Consider the following 19,721-nt stretch of genomic DNA (forward strand, 5'->3'; position numbering starts at 1 on the left):
ACTCCTTACACGGGGACCGGGCCGGCGTCAGCCGTCTCCCCTAAGCCGTCGATCTCGTCTATGGAGCGGCATGACCGCCCAAATCGCTCCTGACGCGCCCCAGATCTCCGTCGTGGTTCCCGTTCACGACGAGGCCGGCGCCGCCGTGCCCCTGGCGCGTGAAATCGCGGCCGCCTTCGCCGGCCGGTCCTATGAAATGATCTTCGTCGACGACGCCTCCAGGGACGCGACCTTGGCCGAGCTGAAGGCGGCCATGGCCGAACTGCCGACCTTGCGGGTTCTGGCCCACGGAACCAATGCGGGCCAGAGCCGGGCGGTGCGCACCGGGGTGCTGGCGGCGCGGGGATCGGTGGTGGTGACGATGGACGGCGACGGTCAGAACCCGCCGGCCGATGCGCCCCGGCTGGTGGACGCCCTGCTGGCGGCCCCCGCAGACGTCGGTCTGATCGGCGGGCGACGGGCCAAGCGCCAGGACAGCGCCGCCAAACGCCAGGCCTCGGTCTGGGCGAACCGCATCCGTCGTCGGCTGCTGGGCGACGACGCCGACGACACCGGCTGCGGGCTGAAGGCCTTTCGCCGCGACGTCTTCCTGCGGCTTCCCTATTTCGATCACATCCACCGTTATCTGCCGGCCCTGATGATCCGGGAAGGCTATCGCAATCAGTATCTGGACGTCGATCACCGCCACCGCGAAACCGGCCGGTCGAAATACACCAACTGGGGCCGGCTGAAGGTCGCCTTCGCCGATCTCTTGGGCGTCATGTGGCTGAAGAGCCGGTCGCGCCGGCCGGGGGCGATCTCCGAATTTTGAGCGCGATAATCCAGACGCTCACAGAACGGGCGCGACAATAGAAAAGGGCGGGACCTCGCGGTCCCGCCCTTCTGCATTTCAGCGTCGGAAGGCTTGGACTTAGAAGTCCATGCCACCCATGCCGCCCATGCCGCCCATGTCAGGAGCGGCGGCGCCGCCCGACTTCTTGGGGGCGTCGGCGACGGCGGCTTCCGTGGTGATCAGGATGCCGGCCACCGAAGCGGCGTCTTGCAGGGCCGTGCGGACGACCTTGGCGGGGTCGATGACGCCCATCTTGACCAGGTCGCCGTACTCTTCCGTCTGGGCGTTGAAGCCGAAGGAGGCGTCGTTGTTCTCCAGCACCTTGCCGACCACGATCGAGCCTTCGACGCCGGCGTTTTCGGCGATCTGACGGATCGGGGCCTGCAGGGCGCGACGGATGATGGCGATGCCGGCGTTCTGGTCGGCGTTGTCGCCCTTGACGTCGGCCAGGATCTTGGAGGCCTTCAACAGGGCGATGCCGCCGCCGGGAACGATGCCTTCGTCAGCCGCAGCGCGGGTGGCGTTCAGGGCGTCGTCGACGCGGTCCTTCTTTTCCTTCACTTCGACTTCGGTCGAGCCGCCGACGCGGAGAACCGCGACGCCGCCGGCCAGCTTGGCCAGACGTTCCTGCAGCTTTTCCTTGTCGTAGTCGGAGGTGGTGTCTTCGATCTGGCGCTTGATCTGGGCCACGCGGGCTTCGATGTCGGCCTTCTCACCCACGCCTTCGACGATGGTGGTGTCGTCCTTGGTGATCGAGACCTTCTTGGCCTTGCCGAGCATGTCGAGCGTGACGCTCTCCAGCTTGATGCCCAGGTCTTCCGAGATGACTTGGCCGCCCGTCAGGATGGCGATGTCTTCCAGCATGGCCTTGCGGCGGTCGCCGAAGCCCGGCGCCTTGACGGCGGCGACGCGCAGGCCGCCGCGCAGCTTGTTGACCACCAGGGTGGCCAGGGCTTCGCCTTCGATGTCCTCGGCGATGATCAGCAGCGGACGGCCCGACTGCACCACGGCTTCCAGGATCGGCAGCATGGCCTGCAGCGAGGTCAGCTTCTTCTCGAACAGCAGGATCAGCGGCTCTTCGAGAACGGCCTCCATCTTGTCGGCGTTGGTGATGAAGTAGGGGCTCAGATAGCCGCGGTCGAACTGCATGCCTTCGACGACGTCGACGGTGGTGTCGGCGGTCTTGGCTTCTTCGACGGTGATCACGCCTTCATTGCCGACCTTGGCCATGGCCTGGGCGATCAGCTCGCCGATTTCGGAGTCGCCGTTGGCCGAAATGGTGCCGACCTGGGCGATTTCCGAGTTGTTGGAGACGGGCTTGGAGTTGGTCTTGACCTCTTCCAGCACCAGGCCGACGGCCTTGTCGATGCCGCGCTTCAGATCCATCGGGTTCATGCCGGCGGCGACGGCCTTGAGGCCCTCTTGCACGATGGCTTGAGCCAGGACGGTCGCGGTGGTGGTGCCGTCGCCCGCCTTGTCGTTCGTCTTCGAAGCGACTTCGCGGATCATCTGGGCGCCCATGTTCTCGAAGGCGTCTTCCAGCTCGATTTCCTTGGCGACCGAGACGCCGTCCTTGGTCGAGCGCGGGGCGCCGAAGGACTTCTGGATCACGACGTTGCGGCCCTTCGGACCCAGGGTCACCTTGACGGCGTTGGCGAGGACGTTGACGCCGCGCAGCATCTTGTCGCGCGCGTCGGTGTTGAACTGTACGATTTTAGCGGCCATGCGGGCAGCTCCTTTGGTGTGAGTGGCGAGTGGTTAGTGGCGAGTGGCGAGGATCTGAGATTGAGGCGACGACGGCGGTTTCGTCCGGAAACCTGCTCGCCACTCGCCACTGATCACTCGCCACTGAGGGCTGAGCCTTAGCTCAGCACTCCAAGCACGTCCGACTCTTTCATGATGATCAGGTCTTCGCCGTCGATCTTCACTTCCGTGCCCGACCACTTGCCGAACAGGATGCGGTCGCCGGCCTTCAGCTCCAGGGCGTTGACCTTGCCAGAGTCGTCGCGGGCGCCGGGGCCGACGGCGACGACTTCGCCTTCCTGAGGCTTTTCCTTGGCGGTGTCGGGGATGATGATCCCGCCCTTGGTCTTGGATTCTTCTTCAACGCGCTTGACCAGCACGCGGTCGCCGAGCGGACGAAACGCCATCGGTTGTCTCCCTTGATCCCCCGAATGGGGCGATTTGAACAATGGGTCAGCCTCTCCGCGACCGCCGTTTTAGCAGCCGACCACGGAGAGTGCTAACGCGAGCGGGAGTTAGTCAGAGGGCGACGGGGCGTCAAGCGCCGCCGCGTGTGAAACTTCCGCGACGGATGAACGCGCGATGAACCACGGCCTCCGAACCCGTTCAAACGGCGCGCGCTAAAACCACCTCAACGCTCGCGATCCCCGGAAGACGCGAGGCGATTCAGAGGAGACGGACCATGTCCAAGCTGTTGAAAATCACCGCCGCCGTCGTCGCCCCCGCCGCCGCCCTGGCCTTGACCGCCGCCCCGGCTTCGGCCCAGTCGCGTGACCGCGACGACACCGCCCGCAACGCCCTGATCGGCGCCGCCGTCGGCGGACTGGCGGGCGCCGTCTACGGCAATGGCGACGGAACCTATATTGCGGGCGGCGCCTTGGCCGGCGCGGCCCTGGGCGCGGCAGCCTCGTCCAATCGCGGATCGGACTGCGGCTATTACCGCGGCGGCCGCTGCTACCGGAACCAGGGTCACTGGGAGCGCGAACACGGCATCAACAGCCGCGATCCGCGCTGGGAGCAGCGCCGTGATTATCGCGACTGGCGCCGCGACCAGCGCTATGACCGGCGCGACGAGCGCCGCGACTATCGCTACGATCGCCGCTGGTAGACTGCGGACGTGAAATGCAGAAGGGGCGCCTTATCAAGACGCCCCTTTTGTCATGCCGCGTCCCGACGCGGGCCCCAATGCGGGAAGGGATCCTCCAGCCTGGCCCAGCCCTTGGGCCCGCGTTCCATCTCGAACCGGGTCAAGAGGGCGGCGTCGAACATCGAGGTCAGCAGATCGCGGTTCATGTCCTTGCCGATCAGGACGATCTCCTGACGCCGGTCGCCGTAGGGCTGACGCCAGACGGCCTCGATCGCCTTCAGCCATTCGGCGTTGTCGTCGGGCCAGCGCTCGCGCGGCGCCGAGGCCCACCACAGTCCGCCCCATTCATGCTCGGTCACCGCCCCCGCTTGGCTCCAGGAACCGACATAGTCCATCCGGCTGGCCAGCCAGAAGAAGCCCTTGGAGCGCCAGACGCCGGGCCATTCGCGCTTCAGCAGGTCGTAGAAGCGCCGGGGATGAAAGGGTCTGCGCGCCCTGTAGACGAAGGTCGAGACGCCGTATTCCTCAGTCTCGGGCGTCACCTCGCCGCGCAGGGCCTGGGACCAGCCGGCGGCCTGTTCCGCCCCCTCCATGTCGAACAGGCCCGTGCCGACGACCTGATCCAGGGGCACGGCGCCGCGCACCGCCTGAATGATGCGGGCGCGCGGATTGAACTGGGTCATCATCGCCTTCAGCGTCCCGAGCTGCGTTTCCTCCAGCAGGTCGCACTTGTTCAACACGATGACGTCGGCGAACTCGATCTGGTCGATCAGCAGATTGGCGACCGTGCGCTCGTCGTCCTCGCCCAGATGCTCGCCGCGGGTCTTCAGCCGGTCGGTCGAGGGATAGTCGCGGTGGAAGTTGAAGGCGTCCACCACCGTCACCATGGTGTCGATCCGGGCCAGGTCCGACAGGCTGAACCCGTCCTCGTCGCGGAAGTCGAAGGTGGCGGCGACCGGCATGGGTTCGGAGATTCCGGTCGATTCGATCAGCAGACAGTCGAACCGCCCCTCGCGCGCCAGCTTGCCGACCTCGATCAGCAGATCCTCGCGCAGGGTGCAGCAGATACAGCCGTTGGACATCTCAACCAGCCGTTCCTCGGTCCGCGACAGGTCCGCCCCGCCCCCGTCGCGCACCAGGGCGGCGTCGATGTTCACCTCGCTCATGTCGTTGACGATGACCGCGACCCGCAGCCCGTCGCGGTTCGCCAGGACGTGGTTCAGCAGGGTCGTCTTGCCGGCCCCGAGAAAGCCGGACAGGACGGTGACGGCCAGGGTCTTGAACTCGGACATGACGGCGCTCCACGGCTGCTGCGCCGAGCTTGACCACAGCCCGGCGACTGTGAGAGTTACGTTATATTATAACAAGCATAGTCAGCAAGGTTTTCCATGGCGGTCGGCGCAGTCGTCCAGGGGCAGGCGCCCACGGTCTTCACCACCCTGTTCGAGCCGCAGGTGCGGATGGCGATCTGGTCGCGGCCCAGTCCCATGCCGCCGGACGCCTTGCCCCCGCCGGACTTCACCGCCGACTGCGACGGGCGCTGGATCGCCCTATCGGGCGCGGCGCCCGAGTGGTTTCTCCAGGACATCGAACGATTGGCGGAGATCGTGGCGACGATCAGCGGATGCGAGGCCTGGCGGGCGCGTTGTGAGACCGTGACCCGCCGCGCCTGTCCGCGGTTTCATCAGGACGCCGTGCCGGTGCGCCTGATCGTCGCCTATGAGGGGCCGGGGCCGGAATGGGCCTTCGCCGGCGAGATCGGTGAGGATCTGGACGGGCGCCTGATCGGCACGCGTCGTCGGGTCCGCACCCTTCACCCTGGCGACGTCGCCGTCATCAAGGGCACGGCGCCGGGCTGGGAGGCCTGGCCGGACTTGCCGGTGGTCCTGCACCGCTCGCCGCCGGCCGGGAGACGCACCCCCCGGCGCGTCCTGACGATCGACGCCGCGCCGGCGTGAGCGTCAGCCCATCAATCGCGTCATCAGGCCGGCCGTGGAAGGGTCCAGATCGGCCGACGGACCGCCGGCGGCTACGTCCTTCAGGATCGCCTTGGCCAGGACCTTGCCCAGCTCCACGCCCCATTGGTCGAAGCTGTTGATGTCCCAGATCACGCCCTCGACGAAGGTCTTGTGCTCATAGAGGGCCAGAAGGGCGCCCAGGGTCTGGGGCGTCAGACGGTCCATCAGTATGGCGGTCGAGGGGCGGTTTCCGGTGAAGGTCCGGTGGGTCGCCAGACGGGCCGCCTCTTCTTCCGACAGGCCCTGGGCCAGGCCTTCCGCCTTGGCGGCTTCGGTGGTCTTGCCCAGCATCAGGGCCTGACCCTGGGCCAGGGCGTTTGACCAGAGCGGCGATTCCGGCGCGTCTCCGTGGGTCTTGGCCACGATGACGAACTCGGCCGGGACGATCTGGGGGCCCTGGTGGATCTGCTGGAAGAAGGCGTGCTGGCCGTTGGTGCCGGGCTCGCCGAAGACGACGGGGCAGGTCTGGCGCGTCACCGGCGCGCCGTCGCGATGCACCCGCTTGCCGTTCGACTCCATCTCCAGCTGCTGCAAGAAGGAGGGCAGGCGGCGCAGGGCATGGGCGTAGGGGGCCACGGTGCGGGCGGGCCGGTTCAGGCCGTCGACGTTGAACACCTGGGCCAGGGCCAAAAGGATCGGGGCGTTCTGCTCCAGCGGGGTCGAGACGAAATGGTCGTCCATGGCCGCCGCCCCGGCCAGCATGGCCTCGAATACGTCCCAGCCCAGGGCGATGGCGCACGACAGGCTGACCGCCGACCACAGCGAATAGCGTCCGCCGACCCAGTCCCTGAACGCGAAGGTGCGGCCGCAGCCGAAGGCCGCCGCCTTGTCCGGCGCCGCCGTCACCCCGATGAAGTGTTTCGTCATGCCTTCGACCGGCAGGGCGGCCGCCAGCCAGGCCTTGGCCGCCTCGGCGTTGGCCAGGGTTTCCTGGGTGGTGAAGGTCTTGGACACCACCACGACCAGGGTGGTCTCGGGATCGAGCCCCGTCAGGGCCTCGGCCATGTCGCGGGGGTCGATGTTGGCGACGAAACGCAGGTCGATGGACGGCTCCAGCGGCCGCAGGGCGTCCCACACCAAGCGCGGACCCAGGTCCGAGCCGCCGATGCCGACATGGACGATGGCTTTGAACCGTTTGCCCGTCGCCCCCGCCTCGGCGCCCGCGCGCACGGCCTCGGCATAGGTCTTCATGTCGGCGCGCACCGCGTCCACCTCGGCCGAGACCGGCTCGCCCAGGGCCTTGAAGTCGGCGCCGGCCGGGGCCCGCAGGGCCGGATGCAGCACGGCCCGGCCCTCGGTCAGGTTGACGGCCTCGCCGGCGAACAGGGCGGCGCGACGGCCCTCGACGTCGCAGGCGTGGGCCAGGTCCAGACAGGCCTCGAAGGCGTCCCGGGTCCAGCTCTGTTTCGACAGATCCAGATAGAGACCCGCCGCCTCGACCGACATCCGCGCCAGCCGGTCCGGATCGGCGGCGAACTGGTCCACGATACGGGCTTTGCCCGCCGTTGCGGCGGCGGCGTCGAAGGCGGTCCAGGCGTCGTTGCGGGTCATCGGTCGTCCTCGGGAGGAGAAATCTTGGGAAGACAAGGAAGGTAAACACTCGTTTACGGGTCGAGCGTATGCCGGTTCAACGTCCTAGCCGACGCTGAAACAGGAAGTCACCCATGTCCTGCGGCCTTGCTCTCACGATCGCCCTGACCCTGTCCAATCCCGCCGTGGCCCTGGCGGCTGATCAGCCCCCTGCGGCCGCCGGCGCCCCCGTGTCCGTGGCGGCCGAGCCCCTGTTCGCCGACATCGTGGCCCGGTCCGGGAGGCTGAAGGCGATGGTGGACGGCTGGGCGGCGTCAAAGGCTGCGGACGACGCCGGTTTCTTCACCAGCCAGGCCTTCACCGGCTTCAAGGCCCAGGCGGACGAACTGGCGGCCCTGGACCTGCAGGGCCATCTGATTCTGAAGGAACGGGGCACCGACGGCGATCTGAAATGCATCCTGCGCGGCATCTCCGAGGACATGCCGAAAAAGGTCCAGGCGGTTCAGGCCGCCGCCACCCCCGCAGAGCGCGCTACGGCCCTGTCGGAACTGTCCTATCTGCTGAACGACAATGTCGAAGTGATCACCGCCCCGCCTCAGCCGGAGGTCTAGCGAGCGAAACCCCGACCTCTGCGGGTTGCGGGTTGCGGGGGTGACGGTGCGGGTGCAGGCTGGGGGAAACCGTTTCCGGAGTCCCCATGGCTGGTCTTGCGCCCCTGATCGCCGTTGCCGCCTCAATGGCCGCGTCAATGGTCGAATCCGCGACCGTTCCGCTCGGCGCGGTGCGCGGGGCCGAGCCGGTCGCCCTGGCGCAGCGGATACTGCCGCCGGAGACGGCGGCGCGGATCGAGGGCGGCCTCGTCCGGCGACAGTGGCTTCCGGGTCAGAGCTATTTCATTCGCTTCGACGAGCGCCCGAGCGTCCATTCGGACGGCCTGTGCCGCCGCACCTCCCACGTCGCCTCGGCCGGGGCGCCGCGCGTGGGCGAGGAGGCGGCCGACGACACGCCGCTGGCGCTGACGCCTTTTCAGACCGTCGTCTTCTACGCCCCGACCTATCCGAACCTCGCCTCTGATGCGGGGTGTCTGTCAGAGGGCGGCTGGATCGGCGCCCCGGAGCGCGAGCTTGAACCGACCCTGCGAATGCTCGACCGGCTGACGCGGGCGATGGCGCGGGCCGCCGGCCCCGACGAACTGGGGTTCGCCCTGTCCTGTCGATCGGAAAAGCCGGAAGATTGCGCTGATCCGCGACGCGCCCTGGCCGACCTGCCGCTGGATCGGCTGCTGGGCGTTCGGCTGAAGAACACCGTCTATCAGGAAGAGCCGACCGAGGGCCGGGTGCGGGTTCGAAAGATGCAGCCGGTCGTCGACGACCGCTGGCCCGAGGCCGAGGTCCATTTCGACAGCACGCCTCCGGACGGCCAGTCGTGGATCGTGGTGCTGAAGGGCATCGACCGCCTGGAGGCGGTCGAGATCCGGAGGACGCTGGTCATCCGCCACTGAGCCGCCGCATCCGACGCTCGCCGCGTCTTCACCGTCCCGTCAGCGCTTCGACCACCACACCCTCGGTCAACAACTGCGGCAGGATGCGGGGTTCGCCGCCGGCGGCGGGATAGAACAGATACAGGGGCACGCCCGAGCGGCCGTGACGCTCCAGTTCGCGGCTGATGGCGTCGTCGCGGCGGGTCCAGTCGCCGACCAGATAGAGGGTGTTCGACGCCTTCAGGGCCTCGGCGACGCGGGGCGAGGACAGGGCGGCGCGCTCGTTGATCTTGCAGGTGACGCACCAGTCGGCGGTGAAGTTCACCAGGACCGGCCGGCCGGCCGCCTGGGCGGCGCGGACGGCCTCGGCCGACCAGTGGGCGGCTGTGAGGGAACCGGTCCCAGCCGCCGCCGCGGAGGGCGGCCGGGTGGCGGCCAGACCGGCGAAACCGACGGCGAAGAGCAGGGCCAGGGTGGCGGCGACGGCGCTGACCACGGCGGTCCCGCCCTGGGCCCGGCGCGCCTGGTTCATACCGGACAGCCACAGACCGAAGGCCAGCATCAGGCCCGCAGCGAGGACCAGGGCCAAGGCGTCGGGTCCCGTCTGGCGCGAAAAGACCCAGACCAGCCACAGGGCCGCGCCGTACATGGGGAAGGCCAGCAGGGCCTTCAGCCGCTCCATCCACGGCCCCGGCCGGGGGAAGCGTCGCAACAGGCCGGGCGACAGGCTGATCGCCACATAGGGCAGGGCCAGGCCCAGGCCCAGCATCAGGAAGATCGCCAGGGCCGCCGGCCAGGGCGCCAGCAGGGCTGCGCCGAGGGCGGCGGCCATGAAGGGGGCGGTGCAGGGGGCGGCGACGACCACGGCCAGCACCCCGGTGAAGAAGGCCCCCACGCCGCCGGGCAGCCGCGACAGGGGACCGGCGCCGGCCCCCTGCAGCCCTGCCCCGACATGGAAGACGCCCGACAGGTTCAGGCCGACGCCCAGCATCAGCAGGGCCAGGCCCGCGATCACCGCCGGCGACTGAAGCTGGAAGCCCCAGCCTATGGCCTCGCCGCCCGCGCGCAGGATCAGCAGGACGCCCGCCAGGACCAGGAAGCTGGACAGGACCCCGGCCAGGAACAGCAGGCCGTCGCGCCGCGCCTCGCCGGCCTGATGGGCCGAGGCGGCCAGGGCGGCGGCCTTCATCGCCAGTATGGGGAAGACGCAGGGCATCAGGTTCAGGATCAGTCCGCCGACGAAGGCGAACAGGATCGACTGCAGGATCAAGCCCGCGCCGGTCCCTTCGGCGGGGGGGGCGGCCTCGCCGCTGAGGGCCGCGCCGCCGGCCGTTCCGGGCAGGGGGGGACCGGGCCGGGCCGTGATCTCCCAGGCGCCGGCGTCGGTGGCCAGGACGCCGGACACCGGCCGGGTCAGGCCATGGGCCTTCAGACCGGCGCCGGGAGTCAGGGTCAGGCTCAGCCCCCGGGGGCCAGCCTGGCCCGACTGGGCCGCCGCATGGTCGATCACGCTGCTGTCGTAGGGATAGAAATAGGCCTGGGTCACGCCCGGCGCGCGGCCCATGATCTCCGCCAGCGGTCCGCCCGCCGCCGACAGGGTCAGGACGCCGTTCTCGAGCGCGGCGCGCGCCTCGATCCCCGCAGGGCGTGGCGCGGCCTCGAGCACGGCCTGGAGCGCCCGGCCGTGATCCGGGTCCAGCGGCGGCGCCCCCTCCCGGATCGGCAGGTCCAGCCTCAGGCTCATCTGCACCGGCACGCACATCTGGTCGCTGCACACCAGGAACAGGGCGTCGGCGACCAGGGGCAGGGTGGTCCCGGGTCGGGCCGAGGCCGGGATCTCGATCGGCACGGGCAGATAGACCTCGCCCGAATAGCCGTAGTTGACCAAGCTCATCAGCCGCTGGCGGGTCGGCAGGGGCCAGACGATGTCGCCGGCCTCGACCCCCGGCGGAAGGCGCCAGTTCAGGGTGGTGGGGCCCCCGGAATCGCCGGGGTTGCGCCAATAGGTGTGCCACCCCTCGGCGATCTGCTGTCGCACCGCCACCACGGCGGTGGAGCCCGGCGCCGCCCAGCGCGTCAGAGGAATGAGTTCCGCCCGGATGTTCTCCTCGCCCTGAGCGCCCGTCTCGACGGGGGCTTGGCTTCGGACCTGGGCCAGGGCCGGAGAGGCCAGGCCCAGCAGCAGGCCCAGGTTCAAGACCAGCAGCAGGCGCACCCCGACTCTGGAGCCGTCGCGGAGCCGGCCGGCCTTGAACAGGATGGAGAAAAGAAGGCGCATGATCGGCCTTTTAGGCCGGGAGACCGCCCCTGTCAGGGCGCCTTTACGGGATCAGCGAGGATGGGCGTCGATCGCCACCTCGGTGCGGCGGCGCAACGGCTCGGCAGCGCCCTCGGTCGTGACTGCGCCGACGTCCCCGGCGGCGGCCACGTCGAAGACGGGGGCGGGCAGGCCGGCGGTGTTCAAGGCCTGGGCCACGGACCGCGCCCTCTGTTGAGAGAGGCTGAGGTTGGCCGCAGACCCGCCCGTGGCGTCCGCGAGGCCCAGCACCTGGACCCGCCGAACGTCGCAGGTCTTCAGCACATTCGCCGCCGCCGTGATCGCCTGATCGGCCGCAGGCGTAAGCCGAGCCTCGCCTTCACGGAAATAGATGTCGAACCGCACCGGCGCGCACGGCGATTCCCCCGTCACGATTGCGTCTCGCGACGGCGCGGTGGCGCAGGCCGACACGGCCGCAGCCAAACCCAATGCCGAAATCGTCAGATATCTCATACCGTCCCCCTCGGTTGTGCGTCTGCAGACGCAAAAAGGGCGGCCCGTCGCCGACGAGCCGCCCGGTTGAACGGACGCGAACCGTCTCACGTCCGTTCAGAAACCCTGAGGCTCAATAGCGCCGTTGGCCATTGTCCCAGTAGCATTCGTCCTGGCGGTTGTCGTAGCAGTAGTAGTAGCGACCCTGGCTGTCGCGATAACGCTGCTGGTTGTTGCGGTCCGCCTGAGAGCCGCGCACCGCGCCGGCCGCACCGCCCAGGGCGCCGCCGATCAGGGCGCCGGTGGCCGCATTGCCGCCGCCGACATTGTTGCCGATGACCGCGCCCGCCACGGCGCCGAGGCCCGCGCCGATGGCGCCTTGACGCACCGTCTGGTTGGTGCCGCCGTAAGGATCGCTGGCGCAGGCCGAAGCCAGAAGACCGGCGCCGGCTATGGCGATGATGGCCTTGTTCATGGTGAATTCCTTTATCCTGGGTTCGCCCCGAATACGAGAACGCTGGACTCCCGCACCGGTTCCCTTGTCTATCACTGTTCCGCTTAAGCGGCTAAAATCGCCGCACGGCAGTCAAGCTTATGGGGGCAGGACGATGCGATTTTCCACACTCACGCGGGCTTCGACCGGCGCCGAGGGACCGATCTGGTCGCGGCCTCGCAAACGCAAACGCAGAGTCTCGGCGGCGTCCCTGGTCAACACCCTTCTGGTTCTGCTGGCCCTGATCGGCGCCCTGACGCTGGTTCTGTCGATCAGGGCGGGTTCAGTCGAGACCGCCGGCCGGACCATGGACGGATGGATCGCGACCGCCTGGGCCCACGGGCAGGCCTTGATCGACCGAACGCCCAGCCCCAGCCGCTGAAGCGTCAAAGCGACGTCCGCACCACACTGAGGGGAACGGCTCGGCTTGGCAGGCGTTCGGCCCGACATGACCGACATCCTGAGCTCTGAGCCCGACACAGGGGCGGGCGGGCAGCGCCCGGGCGCGGGCCGCGTCCTGACGCCTCATGCGTCGCTGAAGCGGTTGGTCATTCTGGTGAATCCGCTGTCAGGCGGCGTCGGACCGCGCGCCGTCGCAGAGGTCGAGGCGATCCTGACCGACTATGAGGTGGAGAGTCAGGTCATGCTGTTGCAAGGCGGCGGCTTCGACCAGGCCATCGCCGACGCCTTCGCCGCAACGCCCGACGTCATCTTCGTTCTTGCCGGGGACGGCACGGCCCGTTCGGTGGCGGCCAAGGCCAGGCCGGACGGTCCGATGATCGCCCCCCTGCCCGGGGGCACCATGAATATGTTGCCCAAGGCGCTTTACGGCACCGGCGATTGGAAGGCGGCCTTGCGCCACGCCCTGGAGGAGGGCGAGCCCCAGACGGTGTCCGGCGGCGAGGTCGGCGGGGAATATTTCTACTGCGCGGCCATCCTGGGGTCGCCGGCCCTGTGGGCCCCGGCGCGGGAGGCGATGCGGACCGGAAAGCTGAGACTGGCCTGGGCCTATGCTCGACGGGCGCTGAAGCGAGCCTTTTCCGGCCGATTGAGGTTCAGCCTGGACGGCGGCGGCCGTCGCCGCGCCGAAGCCCTGGTGTTGATCAGTCCGATGATCTCCAAGGCGATGGTGGAGCCGACGGGGCTGGAGGCGGCGGCGCTGGATCCGTCGGACGCCACCCAGGCCTTCCGTCTGGCGGCGACGGCCCTGTTCAGCGACTGGCGCCATGATCCCGCGGTCTCGACCCGCCCCGCCAAGCGGATCGACGTCCGCGCCCGGTCCAAGATTCCCGCCGTGATCGACGGCGAACCCCTTCTTCTGAGCCCCGAGGCGACGGTGCGGTTCATTCCCAAGGCGTTTCGCGCCCTGGCGCCCAAACCCCCCGCCGCCGAGGACAGTCTGTAATGGGGCGTATTCTCCAGTTTTCCGACGTTCATTTCGGATGTGAGCACAAGGGGGCGGTCGCCGCCGCCCTGGAATACGCCCACGCCACCCCCAACGACCTGGTCCTGATCACAGGCGACATCACCCAGAAGGGCTATCCCAAGGAGTTCGCGGCGGCGGGTCGCTGGATGCGCGCCATGCCCGAGCCGCGCTTCGTCATCGTCGGCAACCACGACGTCCCCTACTGGGACGCGGTCGCAAGGCTGTTCCATCCCTGGAAAGCGTTCGAGACGGCGACCGGGTTTCCCGCCCACGACGGCCAGTTCTGCAATGAGACCGTCATGGTGCGCGGCGTCGTCACCGCACGCGGCTGGCAGGCCCGGCCCAACTGGTCAAAGGGGGTCATCGATCTGGACCAGACCCGGCGCGCGGCCGAGGCCCTGCGGCAGGCGCCGATCGGGGCGCTGCGCATCCTCGCCTGTCACCATCCGCTGATCGAGATGATCGGGGCGCCGATGACCGGTGAGGTCAAGCGCGGGGACGAGGCGGCGCTGATCTTCGCCGAGGCGGGCGTGGATCTGATCATGACGGGCCATGTCCATGTGCCCTTCGCCCTGGCGATCGACCTGGCGGATCGCTGTTCCTATGCGGTGGGTTGCGGAACCTTGTCGCATCGGGAGCGGGGATCGCCGCCCGGCTTCAATCAGGTGGATTGGGACGCCAAGACCATCACGGTCACCGCCCTGGCCTGGGACGGCGCGGCCTACAGGCCGCATCAGGTGTGGAGGCTTCCGCGTCGTCAGGACACCCGCCGCGCGGCGACGGCGCCCGATCCGAACGCCCCGGGCATGCTGGAAAAGGCGGCGGTCTGACGCCGCCCTTCCATCTCGGCCACGGCCCATAAGGACCTCGGCATGAAGAAAGGGCCGGAACTCGCGTTCCGGCCCTTTCCGTTTTGAAGCTCGACGCCCTTTACAATCGAGGCGCGCCGCGTCCGCGAAGTCCGCCGGCCACAAGGGCGATGACGAACAGGATGATGGCGATCACGGCGATGAATTTGGCGATCTCGAACGAGAAGTTCGCGATGCCGCCGAAGCCGAGAACGGCTGCGATCAAAGCCACGACCAGGAAGATAATTGCCCAGCGAATCATGGGTTTAGCTCTCCTGCGTTGATGTTTCCGACGGCGGCCTCGCAGCCGTTCGTCCGTCGGTGGATCAACGTTCCCGGTCGCGGGGCGTTCCGCCCGCGACAGAGAAAGGAAAGACTATCGCCGACGGCGACGGCCGTAGCCGCGATGCTCCATCTTGCGGTCGGCCACCATGCCGGCCACGATCGCGGCCAGGGCGGGATTGCGCAGCAGCAGGAAGGCGGCCCCCAGTCCGCCGACCACCCCGATGACGGGGCGCTCGCGCACCATATGCAGGATCTTGCCGGCCAGACCCTCCGGCTCCTCCTCCTCGTCCTCATCGTCCCCCCCGGCGCGCTTCAGGAAGACGAGGGCGACGATCAGGGCCGTCAAGGCGAACAGGCCGAATGTGATGGCGGCCGCGCCCAAGGGCGTGGTCATCAATTGGAGGGCGTAGAACACAGCGACGCCCAGGAAGATGACGGCCAAAAAGACGCTGGCGGCGACCACGGCGGTCGCCACGGCGCGCTTGAGGATGCCCTTGAACATCAGCGGCGGCGACCGGCCAGCAGCATGCCCAGCACCAGACCGACGCCCAGGGCGATGGCCGTGGACTGGAGCGGACGCTCCTGCACCCGTTCGACGACATAGCGCTGGGCTTCGTCCAGGCGCTCGGCGGCGTCGTCGTAATATTCGCGGCCCCGAACGCGGGCGGCGTCGTAATAGGTGCGGGCCTGTTCGCGCACTTCCTCGCTCTTGGCGCGCAGGCGGGCCTCGGCCTCCTCGGCCTTTTCGCGCAGGCGCTGGGTTTCTTCGCGAGCGCCGGCCTTCAGATCCTCCTTCAGGGTCTTCAGATCGGCCTTGATGTCTTCTCGAGCCTTGGTGGTGGCCATGATGCGCGCTCCAGTTTCAAGCTTGGCATTAGAATAGGGAACCCCGTCTGCCAACGCCACACCCCTGTCGAGGTTCCGTCGTCGCCAATGTCGGTGAAGGCCTCGTCACCTCCGTCCCGGCGCCCTAGATTGGCGCCATGACCGCCTTTCTGTTCGAGCCCCGACCCCAGCCCAGCCTGCCGATCATCGGCGATGCGCGACGGTTTCCGGTGCGGCGGATTCTGTGCGTGGGCCAGAACTACGCCGCCCATGCGCGCGAAATGGGGTCGGATCCCGAGAAGCAGACGCCCTTCTTCTTTTCGAAGCCGGCCGACGCCGTGGTGACCGACGGCGCCGACCCGGCCTACCCGTCCGCGACGGCCCAGCTGCACTATGAGGCCGAGCTGGTGGCGGCCATCGGCGAAGGCGGGCGGATCGTCGGCTGGGCCGCCGGTTGCGATCTGACCCGACGCGATCTGCAGGCCCAGGCCAAGGCGGCTGGCCGCCCCTGGGACGCCGCCAAGGGGTTTGATCAGTCGGCGCCCTGCGGCGCCATAACCCTGGGCGCCCTGCCGAAGCCGGACGGGTCCATCGTCCTGACCGTCAATGGCGAAACCCGCCAATCCAGCGTCCTCAGCGACATGATCCTGAACCCGGACCAGATCGTCGCGGCGGCGGGCGGGCTCTGGACGCTTCAGCCGGGCGACCTGATCTTCACCGGAACCCCGTCCGGCGTCGGGCCGGTCGTGCGCGGCGACAAGGTGGCGGTCGCCATCGAGGGTCTGGCGCCCCTGAGCTTCGAGATCGTCTGATGATCCTGCACGGCTATTGGCGGTCCGGCGCCAGCTACCGGGTCCGCATCGGCCTGGGGCTGAAAGGATTGGCTTATCAGACTGCGGCCCTTGATCTGCGCAAGGGCGAACAGAAGGCCCCCGCCTTTCTGGCGATCAATCCCCAGGGCATGACCCCCGCCTTGCAGCAGGGGGAGACGGTCCTGACCCAAAGCCCGGCGATCCTGGAATGGCTGGAGGAGACCCATCCCGAGCCGCCCCTGCTGCCGAAGGACGCCCAGGACCGCGCCCAGGTCCGGGCCATGGCGGCCCTGATCGGCTGCGACATCCATCCGCTGAACAATCTTCGCGTCCTGACCGCCCTGCGTCAGGAGTTCGGCGCCGATCAGGCGACGGTCGACGCCTGGGCGGGGCGCTGGATTACGCCGGGCTTCGACGCCCTGGAGGTCCTGGTCGCGCGCCACGGTGCGGGTTGGAGTTTCGGCGATCGTCCCGGACTGGCGGACTGCTATCTGATTCCACAGCTCTATTCGGCGCGGCGGTTCAATCTGGCCCTGACGCCCTGGCCGCGCCTTCTGGCGGTCGAGGCCGCCGCCCAGGCCCATCCGGCCTTTCAGGCGGCCCACCCGGACCGGCAGCCCGACGCCGACGGCTGAGCGCGCCCGACCCATATCGGCGGTCGATGAGTAAGACTCGCGTAAGGTCTTGATCAACCTCCCTTAAGCTTTGGGGGGCATGATCGGGGGGTGACGCAGTCCCCACCCTCTCCCTCGGCGCCGTCGCCGGTCGATCGCCTGGCCTTGGCCGTGGTGACCGAGCCCGAGCGCGCCGCCAAGCCCCTCATGGCCGCCCCGTCGGGCGCCCGCGAGGACGCGATGCGTTTCCTGTTGCAGACGGGAGCGGACGCGGGGGTCAAGGTGATCGCGACCAAGCCGACGGGCGACGGCGAACGGCTGTTGGGCCAGGCCTGGCCCTTCCCCTCCCCCTTCCGCGTCACGGTTCGCACCGTCGGCCTGGGCGAAGGACTGGATCGGGTTGAGGCGCGGGCGCGCCGCTCCTTGGAACGTCTGGGCCTGCCGCGGGGCGAGGCCCTGCTGGTCAACAATCCCGCCGACCTGGCCGGCGCCGAGGGGCGGGCCCTTTGGGACCGGCTGCAGGCCTTGAAGGCCCGCGGCCTGTTTCGCAGCATCGGCTTCTGCGCCACGGTCGAGGACGGACCGGTCCTGCTGGCGCGACGCCTGGAGGCCGATGTGGTTCAGGTCGCCTGCAATCTTCTGGATCAGCGCGCGGCGGCCGAGGGAATTCTGGATGAGATCAAGGCCCTGGGGGCCCAGGTCCACCTGTCTTCGGTCTTCGCCGGCGGCCTGTTGTTCGCCCCCGGCGACGATCTTCCGGCCCATTTGACCGGCTATGATCAGGCCCTGTCGCGCATCCGACGGCGCCTGGCGGAACGGCGCTGCGATCCGATGCAGGCCGCCCTGGCCTACGCCTTTTCTCTGGAGGCGGTGGACCGGGTGGTGGCCAGCGTGGCCTCCGCCGCCGAGCTGCGCGCCATATTGGCGGCCGCCCATGCGCCCGGTCCCGACCTGGACTGGTCGGAACTGGCGCTGGAGGCGCCGGCGGCCTTCGCCGCCGACGCCCGCAACCTGATCAGTAGCGCAGCCTGACCCCGACATAGGCCGACCGGCCGGGCTCTCCATAGCCGAACACCTGCTGATAGTGTTCGTCGCCCAGGTTCTCGATCCGCGCCGTCAGGGCGACCTTGTCCGTCAAGGCGTAGGCCGCGTTCAGATTGGCCGTGACGAAACCCTTGCGGACCACGGTCGAGAAGCCGCCGGAATCGTCCTGCTCGCCTTCCGCCCGCACGGTCAGGGCGCCCGACAGTCGATCCCCCGTCCAGCCCAGGGTCGCCGAACCGGCGTGTTCGGGCACGCGGAGCAGCCGGGCGCCCGTGGTGCGGTCCGCAGCGTCGGTCCAGGCGTAGGCCAAGGTCAGGTCGAAACCGGCGCCGAGGCGCGCGCGGCCTTCCAGCTCGAGCCCGTCCGACCGCGTCTTGGCGACGTTGACGTAGCGGCCGGCGGAATAGGTGATTTGGTCCTCGACGTTCAGCCGATACAGGGTCGCGCGTCCCTCGAACCGACCGCCGGCGGAGGCCCAGCCCAGGGCGATCTCGACGCTGTCGGCCGTCTCCGGCTTCAGCGCGGGCCACGGCTGGGGCGCGAAACAATAGTCGCACACCGCCTGGCTGACGGTCGGGGCCTTGAAGCCTGTGCCATAGGCGCCCGACAGGATGAAGCCGCCGGCCAGATCATAGGCCGCCGAAATCCGCCCCGTGGTCTTTGAGCCGAAATCGTCCGTGTCGTCGTACCGCAATCCGCCGCTCAGGTTCAGCGGGCCGGCGTCATACCGGGCCACGCCGAACACCGAGGTTATCGACAGGTCGCGCGACAGACCTGACGACAGGGCCGCCGAGGCCTCGTTGCGTTCGACGCCGAAGGCGTAGTCCACGCCTTGCGCCTGACCGTCCGCCTGCCAGCGGTAGGCCTGACGGTCGCCGCTGAAGGTCGAGCCGAAGCCGTCGCTGTAGGAGGTGCGCTCCAGATCGGACGCCGAGATGCTGAACTGATGATCAAGACCGAAAGCCTGGGCCGTCACCCGACCGAAGCCCGACCACTGTTCGCTGTCCTGGGCGTCGCCGGTGTCGGCCAGCACATAGTCAGGCGCGGGGAAGCCGTCGATGTCGGCGTGGCTGTCGTTCCAGCGCGCCGCGCCTTCGACCTTGACCGCGTCGGACAGGACATAGCGGCCCTTGGCGCCCAGGGTCGTGCTGCGAAAGCCGTCGGTCTCGGGATTGCCGTCCGCCTTGTCCGCCGCCGAAATCCCGTCGGTCTGGAAGCGCGAGACATAGGCGCTGAAGGCGTAGGTCTCATTGGCGACGCCGGCCGACAGACGACCGCGCGCCGTGTCGAAGCTGCCCGCCTCGGCCTCGGCGCGAACGCCGTCGATGTCGCGCGTGGTGAAGGAAATCACCCCGCCGATGGCGTCCGATCCCCACAGGGACGACTGCGGACCGCTGAGCACCTCGATCCGGTCGATGTCGGCCAGTTCGAAGCTGGAGAAGTCATAGGCGCCGTTCGGTTCGGCCGCATCATTGACCGGCGCGCCGTCCACCAGCACCAGGGTCTTGCCCGGCGTCGCGCCGCGCATGCGGACCTGGGCGATCCCGCCGAAAGCCCCCGTTCGCGTCACCGACAGGCCGGGCACGTCGGACAGGATGTCGGCGGCGAAGACGGCGCCGCGTTGCTCAATGATCCTGGAATCGATGACCCGGGCGCCGGGCGTCTCGGCGACGATGGCGGGAAGGCGGGTGGCGGTGACCACGACCTCGTCCAGCTGGGTCGCCTCATCGGCGAAAGCGGGTGCGGCGATGACGGCGGCCATGGCCGCCGTCGATGAAAGAATGGAGCGCTTCATTGTGAGCGATGTCCCCGTATCGGCCCGGCGAATGCGCGCGCAGGGTCGTGACCAGCGAGCCGATCCGCCCGGCCGCGAGGCCGGGACGACGCAAGATCGGGTCGCTTCCACGGAGAAACCGCGCCTCTGTCTGGTCCCGG

At 68.8% G+C, this 19,721-nt stretch carries 22 protein-coding genes; 11 read left to right on the plus strand and 11 right to left on the minus strand.

The annotated features are described in order from the left end of the window. Positions 1–70 precede the first annotated feature (70 nt). Positions 71–811, plus strand: coding sequence for a glycosyltransferase family 2 protein (locus tag GGQ93_RS08745; RefSeq protein ID WP_054764372.1), 741 nt, complete (start codon positions 71–73; stop codon positions 809–811). A 99-nt stretch (positions 812–910) separates the two neighbouring features. Here the strand turns inward: GGQ93_RS08745 and groL are convergent, their stop codons facing one another. Next, positions 911–2,557, minus strand: coding sequence for a chaperonin GroEL (gene groL, locus GGQ93_RS08750; protein WP_054764371.1), 1,647 nt, complete (start codon positions 2,555–2,557; stop codon positions 911–913). A 137-nt stretch (positions 2,558–2,694) separates the two neighbouring features. Further along, positions 2,695–2,982, minus strand: a complete 288-nt coding sequence (gene groES / locus GGQ93_RS08755; RefSeq protein WP_054764370.1) for a co-chaperone GroES — start codon at positions 2,980–2,982, stop codon at positions 2,695–2,697. 275 nt (positions 2,983–3,257) lie between these two features. Between groES and GGQ93_RS08760 the strand changes: the two genes are divergently transcribed. Further along, positions 3,258–3,683, plus strand: a complete 426-nt coding sequence (locus tag GGQ93_RS08760; protein ID WP_183216438.1) for a YMGG-like glycine zipper-containing protein — start codon at positions 3,258–3,260, stop codon at positions 3,681–3,683. 50 nt (positions 3,684–3,733) lie between these two features. Here GGQ93_RS08760 and zigA read toward each other — a convergent pair whose 3' ends face one another. Next, entirely contained in the window at positions 3,734–4,954 is a 1,221-nt protein-coding gene (gene zigA, locus GGQ93_RS08765; RefSeq protein ID WP_183216440.1) for a zinc metallochaperone GTPase ZigA, read from the minus strand. 96 nt (positions 4,955–5,050) lie between these two features. Between zigA and GGQ93_RS08770 the strand changes: the two genes are divergently transcribed. Further along, positions 5,051–5,620, plus strand: a complete 570-nt coding sequence (locus GGQ93_RS08770) for a DUF1826 domain-containing protein (protein WP_183216442.1) — start codon at positions 5,051–5,053, stop codon at positions 5,618–5,620. 3 nt (positions 5,621–5,623) lie between these two features. On the opposite strand, the gene pgi is transcribed toward GGQ93_RS08770, so the two are convergent. Then, the gene (gene pgi / locus GGQ93_RS08775) at positions 5,624–7,231 is read right to left on the minus strand and encodes a glucose-6-phosphate isomerase (RefSeq protein ID WP_183216445.1); all 1,608 of its coding nucleotides are present in this window, start codon (positions 7,229–7,231) and stop codon (positions 5,624–5,626) included. 113 nt (positions 7,232–7,344) lie between these two features. On the opposite strand from pgi, the gene GGQ93_RS08780 reads away from it, so the two are divergent. Together GGQ93_RS08780 and GGQ93_RS08785 are read left to right on the plus strand one after the other, a co-directional pair. Continuing rightward, positions 7,345–7,821, plus strand: a complete 477-nt coding sequence (locus GGQ93_RS08780) for a hypothetical protein (protein WP_183216447.1) — start codon at positions 7,345–7,347, stop codon at positions 7,819–7,821. Positions 7,822–7,958: 137 nt separating this feature from the next. Beyond that, the gene (locus GGQ93_RS08785) at positions 7,959–8,711 is read left to right on the plus strand and encodes a hypothetical protein (RefSeq protein WP_183216449.1); all 753 of its coding nucleotides are present in this window, start codon (positions 7,959–7,961) and stop codon (positions 8,709–8,711) included. 28 nt (positions 8,712–8,739) lie between these two features. Here the strand turns inward: GGQ93_RS08785 and GGQ93_RS08790 are convergent, their stop codons facing one another. The 3 genes from GGQ93_RS08790 to GGQ93_RS08800 all read right to left on the minus strand — a co-directional run bounded on the left by GGQ93_RS08790 (position 8,740) and on the right by GGQ93_RS08800 (position 11,914). Further along, positions 8,740–10,968 (minus strand): protein-disulfide reductase DsbD family protein, encoded by a 2,229-nt coding sequence (locus GGQ93_RS08790; protein ID WP_183216451.1) that lies wholly within the window; start codon positions 10,966–10,968, stop codon positions 8,740–8,742. Between the two features lie 51 nt (positions 10,969–11,019). Beyond that, a complete protein-coding gene (locus GGQ93_RS08795; RefSeq protein ID WP_054764363.1) occupies positions 11,020–11,460 on the minus strand; it encodes an OmpA family protein in 441 nt (146 codons plus the stop codon). 112 nt (positions 11,461–11,572) lie between these two features. After that, entirely contained in the window at positions 11,573–11,914 is a 342-nt protein-coding gene (locus GGQ93_RS08800) for a YMGG-like glycine zipper-containing protein (protein ID WP_054764362.1), read from the minus strand. A 133-nt stretch (positions 11,915–12,047) separates the two neighbouring features. Between GGQ93_RS08800 and GGQ93_RS08805 the strand changes: the two genes are divergently transcribed. From GGQ93_RS08805 to GGQ93_RS08815, 3 genes are all read left to right on the plus strand, one after another. Then, positions 12,048–12,314: a hypothetical protein gene (locus GGQ93_RS08805; RefSeq protein ID WP_183216454.1), complete on the plus strand. Its 267-nt coding sequence runs from the start codon at positions 12,048–12,050 to the stop codon at positions 12,312–12,314. 66 nt (positions 12,315–12,380) lie between these two features. Then, positions 12,381–13,337, plus strand: a complete 957-nt coding sequence (locus tag GGQ93_RS08810; RefSeq protein WP_183216456.1) for a diacylglycerol/lipid kinase family protein — start codon at positions 12,381–12,383, stop codon at positions 13,335–13,337. Continuing rightward, complete coding sequence (locus GGQ93_RS08815) at positions 13,337–14,188, plus strand: metallophosphoesterase family protein (RefSeq protein WP_182713767.1); 852 nt, start codon at positions 13,337–13,339, stop codon at positions 14,186–14,188. The genes GGQ93_RS08810 and GGQ93_RS08815 overlap by 1 nt, the downstream gene beginning before the upstream one ends. A 100-nt stretch (positions 14,189–14,288) precedes the next feature. Here GGQ93_RS08815 and GGQ93_RS08820 read toward each other — a convergent pair whose 3' ends face one another. The 3 genes from GGQ93_RS08820 to GGQ93_RS08830 form a co-directional block, all read right to left on the minus strand. Next, complete coding sequence (locus GGQ93_RS08820; protein ID WP_008262305.1) at positions 14,289–14,468, minus strand: DUF1328 domain-containing protein; 180 nt, start codon at positions 14,466–14,468, stop codon at positions 14,289–14,291. Positions 14,469–14,582: 114 nt separating this feature from the next. Continuing rightward, positions 14,583–14,993: a hypothetical protein gene (locus tag GGQ93_RS08825; protein ID WP_183216458.1), complete on the minus strand. Its 411-nt coding sequence runs from the start codon at positions 14,991–14,993 to the stop codon at positions 14,583–14,585. Then, positions 14,993–15,337, minus strand: a complete 345-nt coding sequence (locus tag GGQ93_RS08830) for an ElaB/YgaM/YqjD family protein (RefSeq protein ID WP_054764358.1) — start codon at positions 15,335–15,337, stop codon at positions 14,993–14,995. Before GGQ93_RS08830 ends, GGQ93_RS08825 begins: the two co-directional genes overlap by 1 nt. A 137-nt stretch (positions 15,338–15,474) precedes the next feature. On the opposite strand from GGQ93_RS08830, the gene GGQ93_RS08835 reads away from it, so the two are divergent. The 3 genes from GGQ93_RS08835 to GGQ93_RS08845 all read left to right on the plus strand — a co-directional run bounded on the left by GGQ93_RS08835 (position 15,475) and on the right by GGQ93_RS08845 (position 17,774). Next, positions 15,475–16,128, plus strand: coding sequence for a fumarylacetoacetate hydrolase family protein (locus GGQ93_RS08835; RefSeq protein ID WP_183216460.1), 654 nt, complete (start codon positions 15,475–15,477; stop codon positions 16,126–16,128). Continuing rightward, a complete protein-coding gene (maiA, locus tag GGQ93_RS08840) occupies positions 16,128–16,763 on the plus strand; it encodes a maleylacetoacetate isomerase (protein WP_054764356.1) in 636 nt (211 codons plus the stop codon). The genes GGQ93_RS08835 and maiA overlap by 1 nt, the downstream gene beginning before the upstream one ends. A 90-nt stretch (positions 16,764–16,853) precedes the next feature. Then, a complete protein-coding gene (locus tag GGQ93_RS08845) occupies positions 16,854–17,774 on the plus strand; it encodes an aldo/keto reductase (RefSeq protein ID WP_054764355.1) in 921 nt (306 codons plus the stop codon). On the opposite strand, the gene GGQ93_RS08850 is transcribed toward GGQ93_RS08845, so the two are convergent. After that, a complete protein-coding gene (locus GGQ93_RS08850; protein ID WP_183216462.1) occupies positions 17,758–19,581 on the minus strand; it encodes a TonB-dependent receptor plug domain-containing protein in 1,824 nt (607 codons plus the stop codon). The two genes, GGQ93_RS08845 and GGQ93_RS08850, sit on opposite strands and share 17 nt — an antisense overlap. Between the last annotated feature and the right edge of the window lie 140 nt (positions 19,582–19,721).

Source organism: Brevundimonas aurantiaca (assembly GCF_014199955.1).
Lineage (GTDB): Bacteria > Pseudomonadota > Alphaproteobacteria > Caulobacterales > Caulobacteraceae > Brevundimonas > Brevundimonas aurantiaca.

Coding starts and splice junctions, on each gene's coding strand:
- GGQ93_RS08745 (WP_054764372.1), top strand. CDS start 71: ATGACCGCCCAAATCGCTCCTGACGCGCCCCAGATCTCCGTCGTGGTT.
- groL (WP_054764371.1), bottom strand. CDS start 2,557: ATGGCCGCTAAAATCGTACAGTTCAACACCGACGCGCGCGACAAGATG.
- groES (WP_054764370.1), bottom strand. CDS start 2,982: ATGGCGTTTCGTCCGCTCGGCGACCGCGTGCTGGTCAAGCGCGTTGAA.
- GGQ93_RS08760 (WP_183216438.1), top strand. CDS start 3,258: ATGTCCAAGCTGTTGAAAATCACCGCCGCCGTCGTCGCCCCCGCCGCC.
- zigA (WP_183216440.1), bottom strand. CDS start 4,954: ATGTCCGAGTTCAAGACCCTGGCCGTCACCGTCCTGTCCGGCTTTCTC.
- GGQ93_RS08770 (WP_183216442.1), top strand. CDS start 5,051: ATGGCGGTCGGCGCAGTCGTCCAGGGGCAGGCGCCCACGGTCTTCACC.
- pgi (WP_183216445.1), bottom strand. CDS start 7,231: ATGACCCGCAACGACGCCTGGACCGCCTTCGACGCCGCCGCCGCAACG.
- GGQ93_RS08780 (WP_183216447.1), top strand. CDS start 7,345: ATGTCCTGCGGCCTTGCTCTCACGATCGCCCTGACCCTGTCCAATCCC.
- GGQ93_RS08785 (WP_183216449.1), top strand. CDS start 7,959: ATGGTCGAATCCGCGACCGTTCCGCTCGGCGCGGTGCGCGGGGCCGAG.
- GGQ93_RS08790 (WP_183216451.1), bottom strand. CDS start 10,968: ATGCGCCTTCTTTTCTCCATCCTGTTCAAGGCCGGCCGGCTCCGCGAC.
- GGQ93_RS08795 (WP_054764363.1), bottom strand. CDS start 11,460: ATGAGATATCTGACGATTTCGGCATTGGGTTTGGCTGCGGCCGTGTCG.
- GGQ93_RS08800 (WP_054764362.1), bottom strand. CDS start 11,914: ATGAACAAGGCCATCATCGCCATAGCCGGCGCCGGTCTTCTGGCTTCG.
- GGQ93_RS08805 (WP_183216454.1), top strand. CDS start 12,048: ATGCGATTTTCCACACTCACGCGGGCTTCGACCGGCGCCGAGGGACCG.
- GGQ93_RS08810 (WP_183216456.1), top strand. CDS start 12,381: ATGACCGACATCCTGAGCTCTGAGCCCGACACAGGGGCGGGCGGGCAG.
- GGQ93_RS08815 (WP_182713767.1), top strand. CDS start 13,337: ATGGGGCGTATTCTCCAGTTTTCCGACGTTCATTTCGGATGTGAGCAC.
- GGQ93_RS08820 (WP_008262305.1), bottom strand. CDS start 14,468: ATGATTCGCTGGGCAATTATCTTCCTGGTCGTGGCTTTGATCGCAGCC.
- GGQ93_RS08825 (WP_183216458.1), bottom strand. CDS start 14,993: ATGTTCAAGGGCATCCTCAAGCGCGCCGTGGCGACCGCCGTGGTCGCC.
- GGQ93_RS08830 (WP_054764358.1), bottom strand. CDS start 15,337: ATGGCCACCACCAAGGCTCGAGAAGACATCAAGGCCGATCTGAAGACC.
- GGQ93_RS08835 (WP_183216460.1), top strand. CDS start 15,475: ATGACCGCCTTTCTGTTCGAGCCCCGACCCCAGCCCAGCCTGCCGATC.
- maiA (WP_054764356.1), top strand. CDS start 16,128: ATGATCCTGCACGGCTATTGGCGGTCCGGCGCCAGCTACCGGGTCCGC.
- GGQ93_RS08850 (WP_183216462.1), bottom strand. CDS start 19,581: ATGAAGCGCTCCATTCTTTCATCGACGGCGGCCATGGCCGCCGTCATC.